The organism is Pseudomonas sp. TWR1-1-4, from assembly GCF_049897165.1.
In the GTDB taxonomy this organism is placed as follows: domain Bacteria; phylum Pseudomonadota; class Gammaproteobacteria; order Pseudomonadales; family Pseudomonadaceae; genus Aquipseudomonas; species Aquipseudomonas canadensis.
This window is the reverse complement of the sequence record NZ_JAFCVS010000001.1, coordinates 604,544-620,434: the sequence shown is the minus strand read 5'-3', so window position 1 is coordinate 620,434 and position 15,891 is coordinate 604,544. Positions and strand designations below refer to the sequence as shown.

Genomic DNA, 15,891 nt, shown 5'->3' with positions numbered 1-15,891 from the left:
TGCCCTCACTCCGGCTTGAATCCGTGGGCCGCCGCGATGGGCCATCCTTGGCCCAGCGCGGCTAACCCGGCGTCCTGCCGGGTTACCCACGGATTCAAGCCTGCGTTCGGCCAGCGTGTTTGACGGGGCGCCTAAGATCAAAATCAAGATCAAGAGCGACTCGCTTCGCATCGTAGATACGCTTTTCGTTTTCTGTAGGAGCCGGCTTGCCGGCGAAAAACGTGAGAACGCCGCGTTCTGTCTGGTTCCCCGCGTCATCGTTGAAGACCATCGCCGGCAAGCCAGCTCCTACATTTTTTGATCGCGTTCAGGCAGGGGTAGGCGACGGTTTCAAGCATGCGATGGAGCGATCCACCGTCGTCTTGGCAATTTCGAGTAAATGCCACACCGCCAGGATCTTGGCCCGCTCGGGGCTGGGCAGCAGCGCGCCGCAATCCAATGCAGTCGCTGAAGCGCTGTCGAGCAAACTGGCGGTGTAGAGCAGGGCGTCTTCGAAGCTGAGGTCTTCGTTGATGGCGTGGAAACCCTGTGAAGGCAGGTAATGGTCAATGGCGCGGTTGAAGGCGGCGCGGTCTTTGGCGGGGTCACAGGGCGGGTCGGGTAGGGCTTTGTTCATGGTGCAACTCCTATTGAGTAAAGGAGCTACCGCCGACGCTGCTAAACGCGGGTGGCAGCTGTACGCGGGTTAGCAGACCGGTCAATAGGAAAACCAGCGCACCCGAAGGTGCCCCGCGCACAGCCACCATAAACGCAGATGTGAACCGTGTGCCCATTGAAGTCAGGCTGCTAAACCCGATCACTGAAGTTCAGTGACGGAGCGAAGACTAGCCACCGACCCCAGCAGGCACAAGGCGGCGAGGATTGTCTAGGAAACGTCCTGCAATTAAAAGCGACACGCCTTGCTGGCCCTTTACAAACCATGACCAAATGCCACCAGTCCTACCCCTCACTACTCTACCGCGGCCCGTGTGGGATTGATGGTTGCCCTGCTGAAAGCATTCATCAAACTGCTGACAAGTGCCTTATAACTCAAAAGATTTTGGCTATGCGATTCAGCTATTGGATTGTTCATGAGGTAATGCATTTAATTCGGGACATAACTCATTGTTGTTCGGAATAAATCAGCGCCGCAGAGCGTTGTAATGAGTCACCGTTCCGCCTTAGAGATGAGCCATGAGCAACCCCGTTGCCCCCGAGTTCCTGATTCGCCTGCTTGGCCTGTGCAAAACCTTTGGTGCCCAACGGGCGCTGGATCAGGTCAGCCTGGATATTTATCCGGGCGAAGGCGTGGCGTTGCTCGGCGCCACGGGGGCGGGAAAATCGACCCTGGTAAAGATCCTCAGCGGCACCCTGGCGCCGGACGCCGGTGAGCTGTGGGTCGATGGCCAGCGCCAACGTTTCACCTCACCGTTGTCGGCGCGCCGGGTCGGCATCGTGGCGGTGCACCAACGCCCCGACGATGGGATCGCCCCCGGCCTGAGTGTGGCGGAGAACCTGCTGCTCGATGAACTGGGCCAACCCGATGCCGACTTCTTGCTCAACCGCAAAAACCTGCTGCAACGTGCCGAAGCCATCGCCGCCGGGCTGGGCCTGGACCTGCCGCTGCAACACCCGGTCGAACGCCTCGGCCAGGCGGACCGCCAACTGCTGGTGCTGGCCCGCGCCTTTGCCCAGAAACCCCGATTCCTGATCCTCGACGAACCCACCGCCGCCCTGTCGGAAGCCGACGCCGAAAGCCTGCTTGGCCTGATCGATAGCCAGCGCACACGGGGCGTGGCGATCCTCTACATTTCCCAGCGCCTGTCCGACCTGCAACGGGTCACCAACCGCGCGATTGTGTTGCAGGAAGGACGGCTGACCAGCGACCTCAACACCCGGCACTTGCCAAGTGCCGCGTATACCCTGTTCGGTGATGTGGCCGAGCAGCCGGCAGTGATACCGGACAAAACCCTGCCGGTGCCGTTCCTGGAGCGGTTTACCCGTGCTGGGTTTATCCGCAATCGGGCGGAGGCGCAGGCGGTGCAGGAGCAGGTGGCAGGTTTGCGAGCGGGCAGTGACGAGGCCGATGTGCCGCGCAAGAGTGGGATCAATCCGCAGAGCTGATTTGCAGGCGTGGGCGCACCTCCATCACACTGACCCGCCACGTCGCCTCTCGAGGATCTCGACATGCCTGACCCACCTTGTTTGAAAGGCTTCGCGGGCTAATTGATGAGGGGGCACGGGAGAAGATCGACCTGTTGAAGAAGTGAAATCTCTGTCTATCGACGCTCTGGTACAAACGCCACGCTTTCATCCCCACGCTTGTGAGACCACCGTTCGCCATTATCCGGCTGGGTAGTGATTATCCGGTGGTCGTTGCCCACACACCCCAAGGCACGACCACAGTTGATACTGCACAATGCGCGTTTGGCCTCCTCTGTTCGCACATCCTCAGCACTAAGCAGTGCCACTTGTCGGATTTTCTCTGCGAGTCTGTAGGAATAAGTTTTGTTTTGCAAAAAATGCCTGCATTCGCATTGGTTTTTTTTAAAGGTTCGATAGTTCCTAACTTATTAAATTTACATGGATTGATTTTTTGATGCGGGGTTGGCGGTGTTTCTGGTCTTCTAGGCAATTGTTGATTTGCCTAAGTTTGTGAGTGAAATGTCCGAAAGATAGTAGTTATATTTCCTACGTAAAACTTTTATTTTTGTTGCGATATTCTCCCGTCCAACTAGATTTGGTTTCGTTGCTCGATGGTGAGCAACCTAAAGTCCATACATGCCCGAAACTGGAGATTTGAGATGAATAACGAAGAGTTTGGAGAGTTCGTTTTTAGTTTCGAAAGTGAGGAGGGATTCAACCCATACGCAGGTAATGCCGGAGCGTCAGGGAGTCAAGGTGGGTGCGGTGGTAGCGGAGGATGTGGTGGGGGCGGCGGGTGTAATGGGGGAAGCGGGGGCTGTCATAACTCGATAATGGAGCCTCCATCGGCGGTTGAGTAAATTCACTATTCACTCACCTAATGAGGTTTTCTGGGTTTCCAGAAAACCTCTACAGGAGATCGTGCGATGAATATAATCATACCCAATTATGAAATTTTAAATTTTGAAACGGAGAGTCTTCTAATTTCCGAACTCGGAATTTCGAAGATTCATTCTCAGTCGTTGTTAAAAGCTCTTCGGGAACTAAAACTATCGAAGTTGATGACGAAGGCTGAGGTGGATGAGGTGTTAGCAGAAAATGGATTGAATCAAAGTGATGCTTTCGCATTCCTGGAAAGAGTGATTCCCCTAAAATCTGCTGAAGATATATATTTTGAGAAAACGATAGTTGTTCATGATTGGGCAGGTCGGGTTGATGTTGAAAATCTATTCAGGAGTGAGGTTTTTAATTATTTAGAGTTTAAGTCGTTTTCAAGTGAATTGGTTGAGTTAGTGCGGAATTTTAGATGCTTCATCGTGCTGCTGTGCTACGCATATGATTATGAACATGTTAAAAAACTGTATTTTGCTCTCGCACGTGCATCCCCTAAAAGTGCCATTAGCGTCTGTTGGCAAATGGGCAGTGTTTTTTGCATCGGTCAGCCTTATATCGCAGAAATAGGTAATCCGTGCCATTTTTGTAGCGTCGACAGGCTTATTCACAATCAGTCGGTTAAGACTGCAAAGAATAATTGGGCCAGTATTTTGGCGTTTTGTAAAAGTAAACATATAGGTGTGCCAGCTAAGGTGCTCAGTCTGTATGAGGAAATGATCGTTATTGGTGCAGTTATTAAAAAGGTAAAGATTTTCACGGAGCATATTGATATGCATAAATATCAGGATGATATTTTGCATAGCTCATATCTTCAACTTATGGACGGTCGAGTTTCAGAAGAGTCTAATTCGCACTGGTATATGTGTGATTGTTTGAGGGCGGGTGAATGAAAAATATTCCGCATGATTACTATCTTAGGTTTGTAGAGTCATCAGTTTACGATGAGGTGCTTGAGTTTCATAATAAAGGTAATTTTACATTTCATGGGGCTACTAAAGGCCGCACAATTCTCCATCGATTGAATGAGAAAAACCTTGAGCAACTGACTGGGAATGAATTGGCCCTTTATCCCGATATGGATCTGACGCTGGAGATAAATATATCCCAGAAGGACAGAGAAAAAACATTGTACAGGAATGAGTCATGTGAGTATTTCTCACCTCTCTTATTAGAGTTTTCAGACGTAGAAAAATTGATATGCCCATTACTATCAAGGAATTTGGACTCCTACAAAAGAGGATATCCGAGTGGTGGTGCACTGTACCCGGTTGAAGTTTTTCTTTGTTCGATGATTGATGATAATCCTAATTGGCCCTGTCCAGGGAAAGTACTCCATTTGCTTCCAAAATCCCGAAAATTTGAGGTGATGCAGATTCAAGTTGAGGTGGAGGAGCTGAAAGCGGCACTGCTGTTCTCTTCTAATAAAATTGGATCGCCCAGCTTGGCAATAGTCTACGCAGTCTATTTGCCTAAAAATCTCTTCAAATATCGATATCGTGCGTATCGAATGGCCCTCATGGAGATTGGTTCAATTTACATGCTTGTCGAGCTGCAAGCCAAGTCGCTGGGTCTGTCATGTCGGCTATGGTCTGCTTATACGGACTTGATGCTGTGTAAGGTTTTGGGAATTAACCCCGCTCTGTTTTTACCAATGTGCGTTCATTTTATAGGTAAGCAGCATGAAGCTTATTAATGGTATGCATAATCCGGATTTACCCGGAATAATCCTCTTTCAGCCTGCGGGCGTCCTCGGCCTGCCAAGCTCGGTAGAAATATCGGATTTCCTCTCAGTTAATGGATCTGGTGTCGGGGGAGGTTCGAATTCGATAAAAACTGCTACAGGTGAGTATTTCGAACGCCGTCATTTTTACAGGGAAGTTGTGGCAAAAGAATGTGGTTGTCTTAGTAAATATTTATCAGAAAGTGAAGCTCTTGGTTTTGCGGAAGCATTTACTCAGACTGCGAATAAGAAGACCTCCCTTGCAGAGGTTGGTGAGCACCGGTTCGCTTTAAGTCAAGTACTAAGGGCCTCTGATTTCTCTGCGTGTTTTATTCCAACTGCCTGTATTTCGCTCTCGTCCCATAGCGTCGGTGATGATGGCTGGCTCTACCCTTTGCGGGACACCTGTGGGTGCAGTTTCCACTGGTGCCCAGATATAGCCTTTCTAGGGGCGATAAAAGAATACCTTGAGCGCCAATTTCTTATCAGATTCTGGTTAACGAAGACGTGTCGTTCGCGGATCCCTGCTAAACAAGTGAGGGAGTTATTGGTGAGTCGGGAAGTGAAGCATTTATACGATGCTCTGTCTATGTCGGGGGGTGTGACGTTTTTAGATATATCTGATGCGAGGTTTCCAGGGTGTTGCGTGTTGGTTGTTTATGGGCAGAGAAAAGTTGATCGTCATGTGAATTATTGCGCTGGTATGGCCTATTCTTCGAATACGACTATTGCTTTGGAAAAATCTCTGCTTGAACTGTGGCAGACATTTCGCTTCATGAATTTGTTCAAGGCAACCGACTCTGATGAGGAGAAGCTTGAGGACTCATATATACGTTATTTTTTAAGTTGCAATACTTATGAGACCTATCAAGACATTGTCAATGTGCGGGAGTGTGGAGGGGTAAGTTCTCTACAGGATTTTACATTGCCTGGGTTTTTGTTGGCGCTGAAAAAGTTAGATATTTCTGGTTATTTTTACTCAAAGTTTGAAGAGGTTGATGGGGTGGCAGGAGTCTTTGTGAAGTTTGTTTCTCCTGACCTGTTTCTTCATATGAATAACTCTAAGCATTTTAACTTGATAAATAAGTATTCCAAAGATTTTGAATTGTCGGTGCTTAGCGCTCGGCTAGGCGTTATGGTCCCATTTCCGTGAGGTGAATGATGGATTTTTATTATGTGTCAAGGCCGGCCTTGCTAGCGGTGTTATTCATAAAGGAACAAATCAGAGAGCCTGTTGCGTTGTTTTGGACAGTAGTGTCACCAGTGGTTACCTATTATTTGATTACATACGCGCGCGCCCCTCTGAGCGGTGGAGCAGTGGATTATCTTTCGAGCACTTCATGGTTTTACGCATTTGTGTCCTCAAATGTGGCGCTGTTTGGGCTGGCATTTTACATAGTCGGCCGGAGGGAAAGTGGTTTCCTGCGGTCTTTTGTTTATACGGATCGTACTAAGGTTGTATTCTTGGTTGGACAGTTTTCTGCATACTCAGCCGTTTCAATATTGTATTGCTCCGTATTCTATATGCTCACCCGCGTTTTTACAGGAGGGCTTGATATTGCGGAGTATCTCGTAATTGTAGGGCGGTTTTATGTTTGTTTTCTTGTTTTCTCTATACCTGCGTTGTTGCTGACGCTGATCCCGCTAGGCTTTCAAAATGCAAGTACTCTATTTTCTATTTTGTCCCTTACGATGTTGGCTCTTGGGATCGTCAGTAGTAGTTCAGCCAGTCCCACATTAGCTGTGGTCAGTTTTTTTAACCCGATGTGGTGGGCGAACAGGATTATGTTGGGCGGCGTGGTGGAGTGTGGTTTGGTTTTCTTGTTTGTTGTTGTTTCACTTCTATTTTCGTTCTTAGTGATGTGTCGTTTTTTATTGATTAATCCTATTTGGAGTCGTTATTGATGGCAAGGCTTTTCGTAGATTCTCTTGATGTCAGATATGGAACTCATATCGTATTTCATAAAGCTTCTCTGACAGTCGCTGCCGGTTCCATATCAGGCCTTCTCGGCCCAAACGGCTCCGGCAAGACCACTTTTTTTGATGTGCTGTGCGGCCTTAAGAAAATAGAGGGCGGTGAGGTGAACAGCTCTTTCTCCAAGCTGCTGTACCTGTCGCAGATCATCAGCACGCCGCCTGTATTTCGCATGTTCGACATCTTCAAAATGGCCATGTTGTTTTGCTCCGACACCAAGGTCACCCAACAACATGCTCTCGATAAGATCGAAAAGTGGAGCCCCGGAATCGCAGAGCGTTACTGCGAGATCTGGAACAAAAAATCCGCACTCTGCAGTTATGGGGAAAAGCGTTGGTTTTTTACGTTGTCCCTGCTCTGCGCCAACGCTGACCTAGTGATACTGGATGAACCCACGGCGGGTGTGGATCCCGAGTTTCGTTATCACATCTGGCGTTGTTTGGAGGGGGCAGCGGCAGAGGGGGTCGCGGTGTTGGTTTCATCGCACAACGTCGATGAAATCGTCGCCCATTGCGATGACTTTTACATGCTGAGTCAAAGGCGATTCAACCGTTTCACTGGTGCCCAAGGCTTCATGGACGCCTACGACGCGCAAAGCCTGGATGAGGCATTCATCCACGCCGCCAGTTTGCCAAAAGGATAAGACCATCTTCTATTTAGGCAGGGGAATGAACGCCACGCTCCCATCCTCCCGCCTGTGGAAAAGCCGCTCGCCATTATCCGGCTGGGTGCCAATCACCCGATGATCCTTACCCAGATAAGCCAGTGGCGCGGGATCGTCCTTGGAGTATTGCGCGACAATGATCGTGCGTTGCGGATTGAAGGCCTTGCCGCTGGTTTTTTCCAGCCAGACCAGGAATGCCGCGCTATCGCCCTGGCGCGGGAAGTCCTGGGTCTCGGCCACGTAGTAGAACGGCTTGCCGCCGTTTTGCAGGTACATCGGCACTTTGTTGTCCGCTTCCACCAGCACGAGTTGCCATTGCTCCCACGGCGCGCTTTGCGTCGCTTCGGTTCGCACGTCCTCGGCAAAGCGCGTCACGCCGCCATTGCCGTTGCTCCAGGGGTAGACCACGCCGAGTATCAACAGCATCAGCGTGGCGGCAATGGCGAACCCTTTGAACCAACGCGGTGTGCTGTCAGGCCTGGCCAGCAGGCGTTCGCTGACCCACCAGGCGCCGAGCAATTGGGCGAAGGGCACCAGTGGCAGTACGTAGTAGCTGCGGCGGCTGCCGCTGGCGGTAAAGAACACGAACAACAGACCGAGGCCCCACACCAGCCAGCGCACATTAGGCGGGGTCTGGCGCCAGTGCCGCAGCGCCAACCACAAACCGAGCAGCCAGCAGGGCACCCAGGGCAGGGTGTAGGCGGGCAGGTAGATCAGGTAGGTGTAGATCGGGCCCATGTGGTCGAAAGGATCGAAGAACCGCACCACGTTTTCGCGAAACACTAGCGCCAGGCCGCTTTCGCGATAGGTGGGCGCGCCGTAGACATGGGACAGCACGAAGGGCACGGCATACACCGCTGCAGCGATCAGCAAGGCACACACCAGGCGCAGGTTGAGGTGGCGCTTGTAGCGATGTTCAGCCAGCAGGTGCGGTAGCAGCACCAGGCCGGGCAGCACAAAACCGATCAGCCCTTTGAACAGCGATGTCACGGCCAGCAGCAGGAAGAACACGGTATAGCGACCGAGCCGCGTGTCCTCCGGCCCGCGCCAGTACCACCAGACCGCCGCCAGCACGCCACACACCGTCAGCACGTCCGCCGTGGCCACGCGCGCCCAGAACAGGAAGTAGAAGGTGGTGGCGAGCATCCAGCCGGCAATCAGCCCGGTGCCCTTGCGTAGTAGCTGTTCGCCGATCAGGTAGACCAGCCACACGCTCAGCCAGGCGCCGATCACGGACGGCAAGCGCAGTGACCAGGGACCGAGGCCACCCAGCAAGTGGGCACTGGCAGTGATCAGCCAGTAGGAGGGCAGGGGTTTGTCGTAATAGGGCGCGCCCTTGAGGTAGGGATCGAAATAGTCACCGCTCTGCAGCATCTGCAAGGCGATGTTCGCCCATCGGGTCTCCGGGCCCCACAGGTCGCGCGCGCCCAAACCGGCCAGCAGAAGCAGGGCGGTGACGCCCAGCAACAGCAGCAGGGCGCCGCGTTCGGTCTTCCAGAAAGCTGACATCAAGGCGATTGCGGGTAGATGATCAGTTCGAGGGAGCCTTTGTAGTAGCGTTTGCCACCCGGTGGCAGTTGCCCGGCTTCGCGCATTTCACTGGTGCTGTTGACGCGCAGAAGCACGCCGACCGAGCCCTGTTGGCGCTTTTCCTTGAGCCAGGTCTGCACGTCGTCCAACCCCACTTTGCGCTGCACTGACCCTGCGTACTGCAAGCCGTAACGCAGCTCGCCCTCGGTGTCATACAACGCGACTTCCGGGCGTTTCAGGCGCCAGGCCAAGGCACTGGCATTCCCCAGTTCATTGCTCAGCAGGGCTTGGGTCTGTTGCAGTTCTTCCAAGTGTTCGAGCACAAACTGGTCGGGCATTTCGTTGTCCGCGATCCACTCCGGCATGCTTGCCGGCAGCAGGATCACCAGCAAGCCGATGCCCAGGGCCGGCATCGCCCACAGCGTCAGCGGGCGGAAGGCTTGTAGCAGGTTGGTGAGGATCCACCCCAGCAACACGATAAACGCCAGGGACAGGCTGAACATTTCCGCATGGCTGTTGCTGTACAGCGGTCGAGCGATTTGCAGGTAGATCAGCACGATCATGGCCGCCATGCCGATCACGAAGTTGAGCAGGCCATTGAGGCAGATCGTGCGGGCTTTATGCTGGTTGATCAGGCCGACCAGCGTATGCCCCATCAACAAGGCCAGGGGCAGCAGGCACGGCATGATGTAGGTCGGCAGCTTGCCGTTGCTCAGGCTGAAGAAACCCAGCGGCAACAACAGCCACAGGGCCAGGAAAGCGATCGCCGGCTGGCGCTTTTCCTGCCAGGTCTTGCGCAGGGTGTTCGGCAGCAGCCCAGCCCAGGGCAGGCAAGCCACCGCGATGATCGGCAGGAAGAACCACCACGGCCGCACGTGCTGTGCGTTGTCGGCGCTGAAGCGGCGGATGTGTTCATTCCAGAAAAAGAACCGCCAGAAGTCCGGTTCTTGCAGATGGATCGCCAACGCCCAAGGCAGGCACACCAGCAAACACACCAGCATGGCCAGCGGGCCATAGCGCAGCAGTTCGCCCAGGCGGCGTTGCCAGAGCATGTAAGGCACGGCGATCAACACCGGCAGAACCAAGGCCAGGAACCCCTTGGTCAGGAAACCCAGGGCGCAGGCCAGGCCCACGACGGCCCAGGCCCACAGACGACCGCGCACTGTGTGGCTGTCGAGGGCAAACCACAGGGCTACCAGGCTCAGGTTGACCCACAGGGTGAATTGCGGATCCAGGTTGGAATAGCCCGCTTGACCGGCCACCAGACCGAAGCTCAGGTAGAGCAGGGCGCAGACGAAGCTTTTGCGCGGGTCATTCCACAGGCGGCGGGCGATCAAGTAGGCCAGCAGCACGCTCAAGCCGGAAGTAAGGGCCGAGGCGATGCGCACACCGAACAGGTTCTGACCGAACACCGCCTGGCCCAAGGCGATCAACCAATAGCCGCCAGCGGGTTTTTCGAAATAGCGGATGCCCATGAAATGCGGCGCTACCCAGTTGCCGCTCTGGAGCATTTCCTGGCTGATCTGGGCGTAGCGGGTTTCGTCCGGGATCCATAAGCCGTGCAGGCCCAGGGGCAACAGGTAAAACGCGACAAAGGCCAGTAATAAGATTGGCAGGGGTTTTAAATGAGTCATGCAAACGTCGCTCCCTGACGTTTAGTTGTGGGGATTTCAAGTAATGAAGTAATAGAAGAGCAAATCACAATGTTCACTGAATGACGGAAAATATTCATGACGTCCTTAGTTAAAGGGCGCAACTAAACATGCCAGAACAGGGCTGTCTTTTTGCTGAACAAACGGACAGGAATATTTCTAGAGTTGTTTCAATGCGGCGGGCCAGTCCGGGCCATTGACGATGCCCAGGATCTTCAACTTACCGTTGGGTAATGTCTGCACAAACAACGCGCTGCCGTATTCGGGGAACGCAGCATGGGGGAAACCCTGGGCTTTTTCGAAGTCGGCGATGCAGCCACTGTGGGTGACGAACACCAGGTTGCGTCCAGGGGCCTTATGACTGAGCAATTCTTCGCCCATGGCCGTGCCGCAGACGGCCTGCTGGCCGGAGGTCAACTCGTTTTTGCCGAACATGAAACGCAGGGTCTGCGCAGTGCGAATCGTGGGGCTGGCAAGTACGTCGCTTGTGCCCATGCCCAATGATTTAAAGGCGTTTCCGAGCTCTTCGGCCTGTTGGCTGCCATGAATCGTGAGGCCTTCCACGGGGCCCAGGCAAGGGTTGGTCGAGCGGTCGCAACGCTCTTCATGACGCACCAGCACGATCAGGTCGCCGTCACGCCAGAGGGGCAGCACGTGGGAGGTCAACAGGCGATTGCCAATACCGAGGTCCTTTGGCGATGCGTGCCAAAGCAGGCTGGCGGCAAGCAGCAAACCCACCACGAACAAGCCCAGCCACAGCCGTCGCAGGCGCCTGATAAAGGCCCATCGCGAGCGCGGTTTGGTCAGGGTAAGGTCAACCACTTTATTCACCATGGTAGTGTTGGCAATGTTCTATTAATTAGGCGCAACGTGTGGGCGAATGCCGGTAATGGAACAAGAGGCTGTCACACGGCGGCTGTCTTTTCGCTGAACATTTTGCATGTAAAAAGTTGTGAAGCTTGACAACTAACAAGTTGCCAACAAGTGACGCTTGGCCGGTAATTTAAAGAGGGGTGGGTGGGCAGTCGGTGAAATCGATGTGAAAAATTTGCATGACCGGGATCGGCAGCCGTTATTCTCGATTGCCCCCCCTCAAACGAGTGTCGTCATGCTGCAGGTGCAAGGTGTGTTCAAAAGCTATGCCACCCCCCAGGGACCGTTGGCGGTGTTGGCCGGTGTGGATCTGCACCTGGCCGAGCGCAGCAGCCTGGCGTTGATGGGTGAGTCGGGCAGTGGCAAGAGCACCTTGCTGCACCTGGTGGCCGGGTTGGATCGGGTGGAGGGGGGCAGCATCCAGGTCGGCGAGCGGCGTCTCGATCAACTCAGCGAAGCGCAGCTGGCCCACTGGCGGCGCACGGAGATCGGGCTGGTGTTCCAGCAGTTCAACCTGATCAGCAGCCTGCGGGTCGAGGACAACCTTGCGTTCCAGGCGCGGTTGGCAGGACGGTTTGACCCGCACTGGCAGGCACAGTTGGTGGAGCGTCTGGGCCTGGGCGATCTGCTCAAGCGTTATCCGGAACAGCTTTCCGGCGGCCAGCAGCAACGGGTCGCGGTGGGGCGCGCATTGGCGTCACGGCCGGGCCTGCTATTGGCCGACGAACCCACCGGCAACCTGGACGAAGCGACCAGCGACGAGGTGTTGCAACTGCTGCTGGACTTGCTGCGTGACAGCCCCACCAGCTTGTTGATGGTCACCCATAGCCCGCGTATCGCCGCATGCCTGGACCGGCAGGTGGTACTGCAGCGTGGTCGTGTCGTGCCGGCGAGCGCTGTTTGAAATGGCGGTTTTTTATTGGACCTTGCGTGCGCTGCTCAGCCATTGGCGGCGCCATCCCGTGCAGTTTTTCAGCGTGCTCACCGGTTTGTGGCTGGCCACCGCGTTGCTGATCGGCGTGCAGGCCCTCAACAGCCAGGCGCGGGACAGCTATGCCCGCGCCAGTCATTTGATCGGCGGCGAGCCCCAGGCCAGTCTTGGCACGCCGGACGGCGCCAGCTTCCCACAGGACGTATTTGCACAGTTGCGGCGCGCGGGATGGCCGGTGTCGCCGGTGGTTCAAGGGCGGGTGCAACTCAAGGGGCTGGAGCATGTGCGCCTGCAATTGATGGGCATCGACCCGTTGTCGTTGCCGGGCAGTGGCGCAGTGGCGGGGCAGCGCATGAGCCAGGCGCAGATGCTGGCGTTTTTCGATCCGCCGGGGCGTACCTGGATTGCGCCGCAGACCTTGCAGGACTTGGGGCTGCATGCAGGTCAACAGCCCATCACCCTGAACGGACACGCCCTGCCGCCGCTGCAAGCCCAGGCCGATATGGCCCCCGGATTGTTGCTCACCGATATCGGCTTTGCCCAGCCTGTGCTGGAGATGCCTGATCGCCTGTCGCGGCTGTTAGTGGACAAGGCTTTCGCCGCTGGCCAGCCCACGCCGCCCGCCGGGCTGCAACTCAAGCAGGGCGAGGACAATAACCTTGCGCGTCTTACCGAAAGCTTTCACCTGAACCTCGATGCATTGGGCTTTCTGTCCTTTGTGGTCGGGTTGTTTATCGTGCACGCCGCCATTGGTCTTGCCCTGGAGCAACGGCGCGGGCTGTTGCGCACCTTGCGCGCCTGCGGCGTCAGTGTGCGTCTGTTGATTATCAGCCTGGGCGTCGAACTCGGCGTGCTTTCGTTGCTGGGGGGCGTGTTGGGCGTGGCCAGCGGCTACCTGCTGGCGAGTCTGTTGCTGCCCGATGTCGCTGCCAGCCTGCGTGGTTTATATGGTGCCGAGGTGCCGGGTCAATTGAGCCTGAGCCCTTGGTGGTGGGGCGCGGGGTTGGGCTTGAGTTTGCTCGGCGCGTTGCTGGCCGGTGCCAGCAGCCTGTGGCGGGCGGCGCGCTTGCCCTTGTTGGCGCTGGCCAATGCCCAGGCCTGGCATGAGGCCCATGGGCGTTGGTTGCGGCGTCAAGGGTGGGTGGCCAGTACCGCGTTGGTAATCGCTGTGCTGGCGCTGTGGTTCGGTCACAGCCTGGCTGCCGGCTTCGTGCTGATGGCTGCGTTGCTGCTCGGCGCGGCCCTGGGGTTGCCGGTGGTGCTCAATGGCCTGCTCAAGGCTGTTCTGGGACGCAGCCGCTCGGTGCTGGGCCAGTGGTTTCTCGCTGATTGCCGTCAGCAATTGCCGGCGTTGAGCCTGGCCCTGATGGCGCTGCTGTTGGCCTTGGCCGCGAATATCGGGGCGGGCTCCATGACCTCGGGGTTTCGTCATACCTTCAACAATTGGTTGGAGCAGCGTCTCACCGCCGAGTTGTACCTCAACCCACAAAACCCGGCCCAGGCGCAGCAACTGAGCCGTTGGTTGGCGCAACAACCGCTGGTGCAGACGGTGCTGCCCACCTGGCAGGTTGCGGTGCAGTTGCAGGGCTGGCCGGCGGATGTGTTTGGCGTGGTCGACGACCCCACTTATCGCCAGCATTGGCCGCTGTTGGAGGCGTCGAGCGAGCCGTGGGATCAACTGCAGCAAGGCGACACGTTGATGCTCAGCGAGCAACTGGCGCGCAGGCTGGCGGTGAAGTTGGGCGATACCCTGAGTATCCCCACGCCTCAAGGCACCTGGACGCCAAAGATAGTGGGGATCTACGCCGATTACGGCAACCCCAAAGGCCATGTGTTGGTCAATTCCAAGCACCTGCTGACCCATTGGCCGACGCTGTCTCCGGCGCGTTTCAACCTGCGTGTGTCACCTTCGGATGTGGCGTTGCTGACCCGTGAGGTGCAGCGCGCCTTTGCCCTGGACGACAGCCGTATCGTCGATCAACAGCAACTCAAGGGCTGGTCGAGCCAGGTGTTCGAACGTACCTTCGCCGCCACTGCTGCCCTGAACAGCCTGACGCTGGGCGTGGCCGGCGTGGCGCTGTTCATCAGCCTGTTGACCCAGAGCCAGAGTCGCCTGGGCCAGCTCGCACCACTGTGGGCATTGGGCGTCACGCGCCGGCAATTGATGCTGCTCAATCTCGGCCAGACCTGGCTGTTGGCGGTGCTTACCCTGGTCCTGGCCTTGCCGCTCGGCTTGCTGTTGGCTTGGTGCCTGGACGCGGTGATCAATGTGCAGGCTTTCGGTTGGCGCCTGCCGTTGCAGGTGTTCCCGTGGCAACTCGCGCAATTGCTCGGGTTGGCGATGGTTGCGACGTTGCTGGCCTCGGCATGGCCGTTGTGGCAGTTGTATCGCAGCCGTCCGGCGGATCTGTTGAGGACGTTTGCCAATGAAGATTAAGTGCCTGTTGTGGATGTGCTGCTTACTGGTCGCTTGTGACAAAGTCCCTGAGCCGCAGGAAAGCTTCGCCGGCCTGGGCAGTGACGCGGCGGACTTTGCCCAAGTGGTGCCCGGCAAAGTGTTCAGTTTTCCTGAGGACCATGGCCCCCATCAGGGCTTTCGTATCGAGTGGTGGTACGTCACCGCCAACCTCAAGGACGCGCAGGGCAATGTCTTCGGCGTGCAGTGGACGTTGTTCCGCAATGCGCGCAAGGCCGGGCCGACCGAGGCGAGCTGGCGTGATTCGACAATCTGGCTTGGCCACGCCGCCGTGACGTCCGCCACTCACCACTATGCCGCCGAACGCTTTGCGCGCGGCGGCGTGGGCCAGGCCGGGGCCCAGGCGCAGCCGTTCAACGCCTGGATCGACGATTGGAACTTTGTCACCCGTCCCGGCGCCGCGAGCAGCTTGGCCGACATGCAACTCAAGGCCAGTGGTGCGCAATTCGCCTATGACCTGCACCTGACGTCCAGTCGCTCACTGGTGTTGCAGGGCGACAACGGCTACAGCCGCAAGTCCGACCAGGGCCAAGCGTCGTACTACTACAGCCAGCCGTTTTTCAGTGCCAGTGGTAGCGTCACTATCGATGGCGAGGTCTATAAAGTCACCGGCCCGGCCTGGCTCGACCGCGAGTGGAGCAGCCAACCGCTGAGCGCCGGCCAGACCGGCTGGGACTGGTTTTCCCTGCACCTGGACCGGGGCGAGCAGTTGATGTTGTTTCGGGTACGGCAAGCCGACGGCGCTGGGTATCTCACGGGCACCTGGATCGACGCGCAAGGCCAGACGCAAACGCTGCACAACGCAGATATCCAACTGACACCGTTGGAAACCACCACGATTGATGGGCGCAAGATTCCCACGCGCTGGTCGCTGAAAATCCCTGGCAAACAGTTGGATATCATCACCCAAGCCGTCAACCCGAACGCCTGGATGAACCTGAGCATTCCGTACTGGGAAGGGCCGGTACGGTTTGACGGTGGGGTGGGCTATTTGGAAATGACGGGGTATTAGCAAATAAAAATACTGGACATGCATACAGTATGCGGCTAGA

General features: G+C 56.0%; 13 protein-coding genes. 9 read left to right on the top strand and 4 right to left on the bottom strand.

Annotated features, from left to right (window positions below):
* Positions 1-307 precede the first annotated feature (307 nt).
* Positions 308-616 carry a DUF6124 family protein gene (locus ACP7C6_RS02910; protein ID WP_028617021.1) on the bottom strand — a complete coding sequence of 103 codons (309 nt, stop codon included), beginning with the start codon at positions 614-616 and terminating at the stop codon, positions 308-310.
* Between the two features lie 557 nt (positions 617-1,173).
* Between ACP7C6_RS02910 and ACP7C6_RS02905 the strand changes: the two genes are divergently transcribed.
* The 6 genes from ACP7C6_RS02905 (at position 1,174) to ACP7C6_RS02880 (ending at position 7,356) form a co-directional block, all read left to right on the top strand.
* Positions 1,174-2,103, top strand: coding sequence for an ATP-binding cassette domain-containing protein (locus ACP7C6_RS02905; RefSeq protein ID WP_426108238.1), 930 nt, complete (start codon positions 1,174-1,176; stop codon positions 2,101-2,103).
* 947 nt (positions 2,104-3,050) lie between these two features.
* The gene (locus tag ACP7C6_RS02900) at positions 3,051-3,908 is read left to right on the top strand and encodes an McbB family protein (protein WP_426108237.1); all 858 of its coding nucleotides are present in this window, start codon (positions 3,051-3,053) and stop codon (positions 3,906-3,908) included.
* Positions 3,905-4,711, top strand: coding sequence for a SagB/ThcOx family dehydrogenase (locus ACP7C6_RS02895; RefSeq protein ID WP_426108236.1), 807 nt, complete (start codon positions 3,905-3,907; stop codon positions 4,709-4,711). Before ACP7C6_RS02900 ends, ACP7C6_RS02895 begins: the two co-directional genes overlap by 4 nt.
* Complete coding sequence (locus tag ACP7C6_RS02890; protein ID WP_426108235.1) at positions 4,698-5,891, top strand: YcaO-like family protein; 1,194 nt, start codon at positions 4,698-4,700, stop codon at positions 5,889-5,891. The genes ACP7C6_RS02895 and ACP7C6_RS02890 overlap by 14 nt, the downstream gene beginning before the upstream one ends.
* A gap of 8 nt (positions 5,892-5,899) precedes the next feature.
* Positions 5,900-6,643 carry an ABC transporter permease gene (locus ACP7C6_RS02885; RefSeq protein ID WP_426108234.1) on the top strand — a complete coding sequence of 248 codons (744 nt, stop codon included), beginning with the start codon at positions 5,900-5,902 and terminating at the stop codon, positions 6,641-6,643.
* Entirely contained in the window at positions 6,643-7,356 is a 714-nt protein-coding gene (locus ACP7C6_RS02880; RefSeq protein WP_426108233.1) for an AAA family ATPase, read from the top strand. Before ACP7C6_RS02885 ends, ACP7C6_RS02880 begins: the two co-directional genes overlap by 1 nt.
* Before the next feature lie 9 nt (positions 7,357-7,365).
* On the opposite strand, the gene ACP7C6_RS02875 is transcribed toward ACP7C6_RS02880, so the two are convergent.
* The 3 genes from ACP7C6_RS02875 to ACP7C6_RS02865 form a co-directional block, all read right to left on the bottom strand.
* The gene (locus ACP7C6_RS02875; protein WP_426108232.1) at positions 7,366-8,886 is read right to left on the bottom strand and encodes an ArnT family glycosyltransferase; all 1,521 of its coding nucleotides are present in this window, start codon (positions 8,884-8,886) and stop codon (positions 7,366-7,368) included.
* Complete coding sequence (arnT, locus tag ACP7C6_RS02870) at positions 8,886-10,541, bottom strand: lipid IV(A) 4-amino-4-deoxy-L-arabinosyltransferase (protein WP_426108231.1); 1,656 nt, start codon at positions 10,539-10,541, stop codon at positions 8,886-8,888. The genes ACP7C6_RS02875 and arnT overlap by 1 nt, the downstream gene beginning before the upstream one ends.
* Positions 10,542-10,718: 177 nt before the next feature.
* The gene (locus ACP7C6_RS02865) at positions 10,719-11,393 is read right to left on the bottom strand and encodes a histidine phosphatase family protein (RefSeq protein ID WP_028617017.1); all 675 of its coding nucleotides are present in this window, start codon (positions 11,391-11,393) and stop codon (positions 10,719-10,721) included.
* A 274-nt stretch (positions 11,394-11,667) separates the two neighbouring features.
* Here ACP7C6_RS02865 and ACP7C6_RS02860 point away from each other — a divergent pair, with 274 nt between their 5' ends.
* From ACP7C6_RS02860 to ACP7C6_RS02850, 3 genes are read left to right on the top strand one after another with little or no spacing between them, the layout of a single operon-like run.
* Positions 11,668-12,336 (top strand): ABC transporter ATP-binding protein, encoded by a 669-nt coding sequence (locus ACP7C6_RS02860; protein ID WP_028617016.1) that lies wholly within the window; start codon positions 11,668-11,670, stop codon positions 12,334-12,336.
* A 1-nt stretch (position 12,337) separates the two neighbouring features.
* Positions 12,338-14,800: an ABC transporter permease gene (locus ACP7C6_RS02855; protein WP_308907727.1), complete on the top strand. Its 2,463-nt coding sequence runs from the start codon at positions 12,338-12,340 to the stop codon at positions 14,798-14,800.
* Complete coding sequence (locus tag ACP7C6_RS02850) at positions 14,790-15,851, top strand: lipocalin-like domain-containing protein (RefSeq protein ID WP_426108230.1); 1,062 nt, start codon at positions 14,790-14,792, stop codon at positions 15,849-15,851. The genes ACP7C6_RS02855 and ACP7C6_RS02850 overlap by 11 nt, the downstream gene beginning before the upstream one ends.
* Positions 15,852-15,891: the final 40 nt, after the last annotated feature.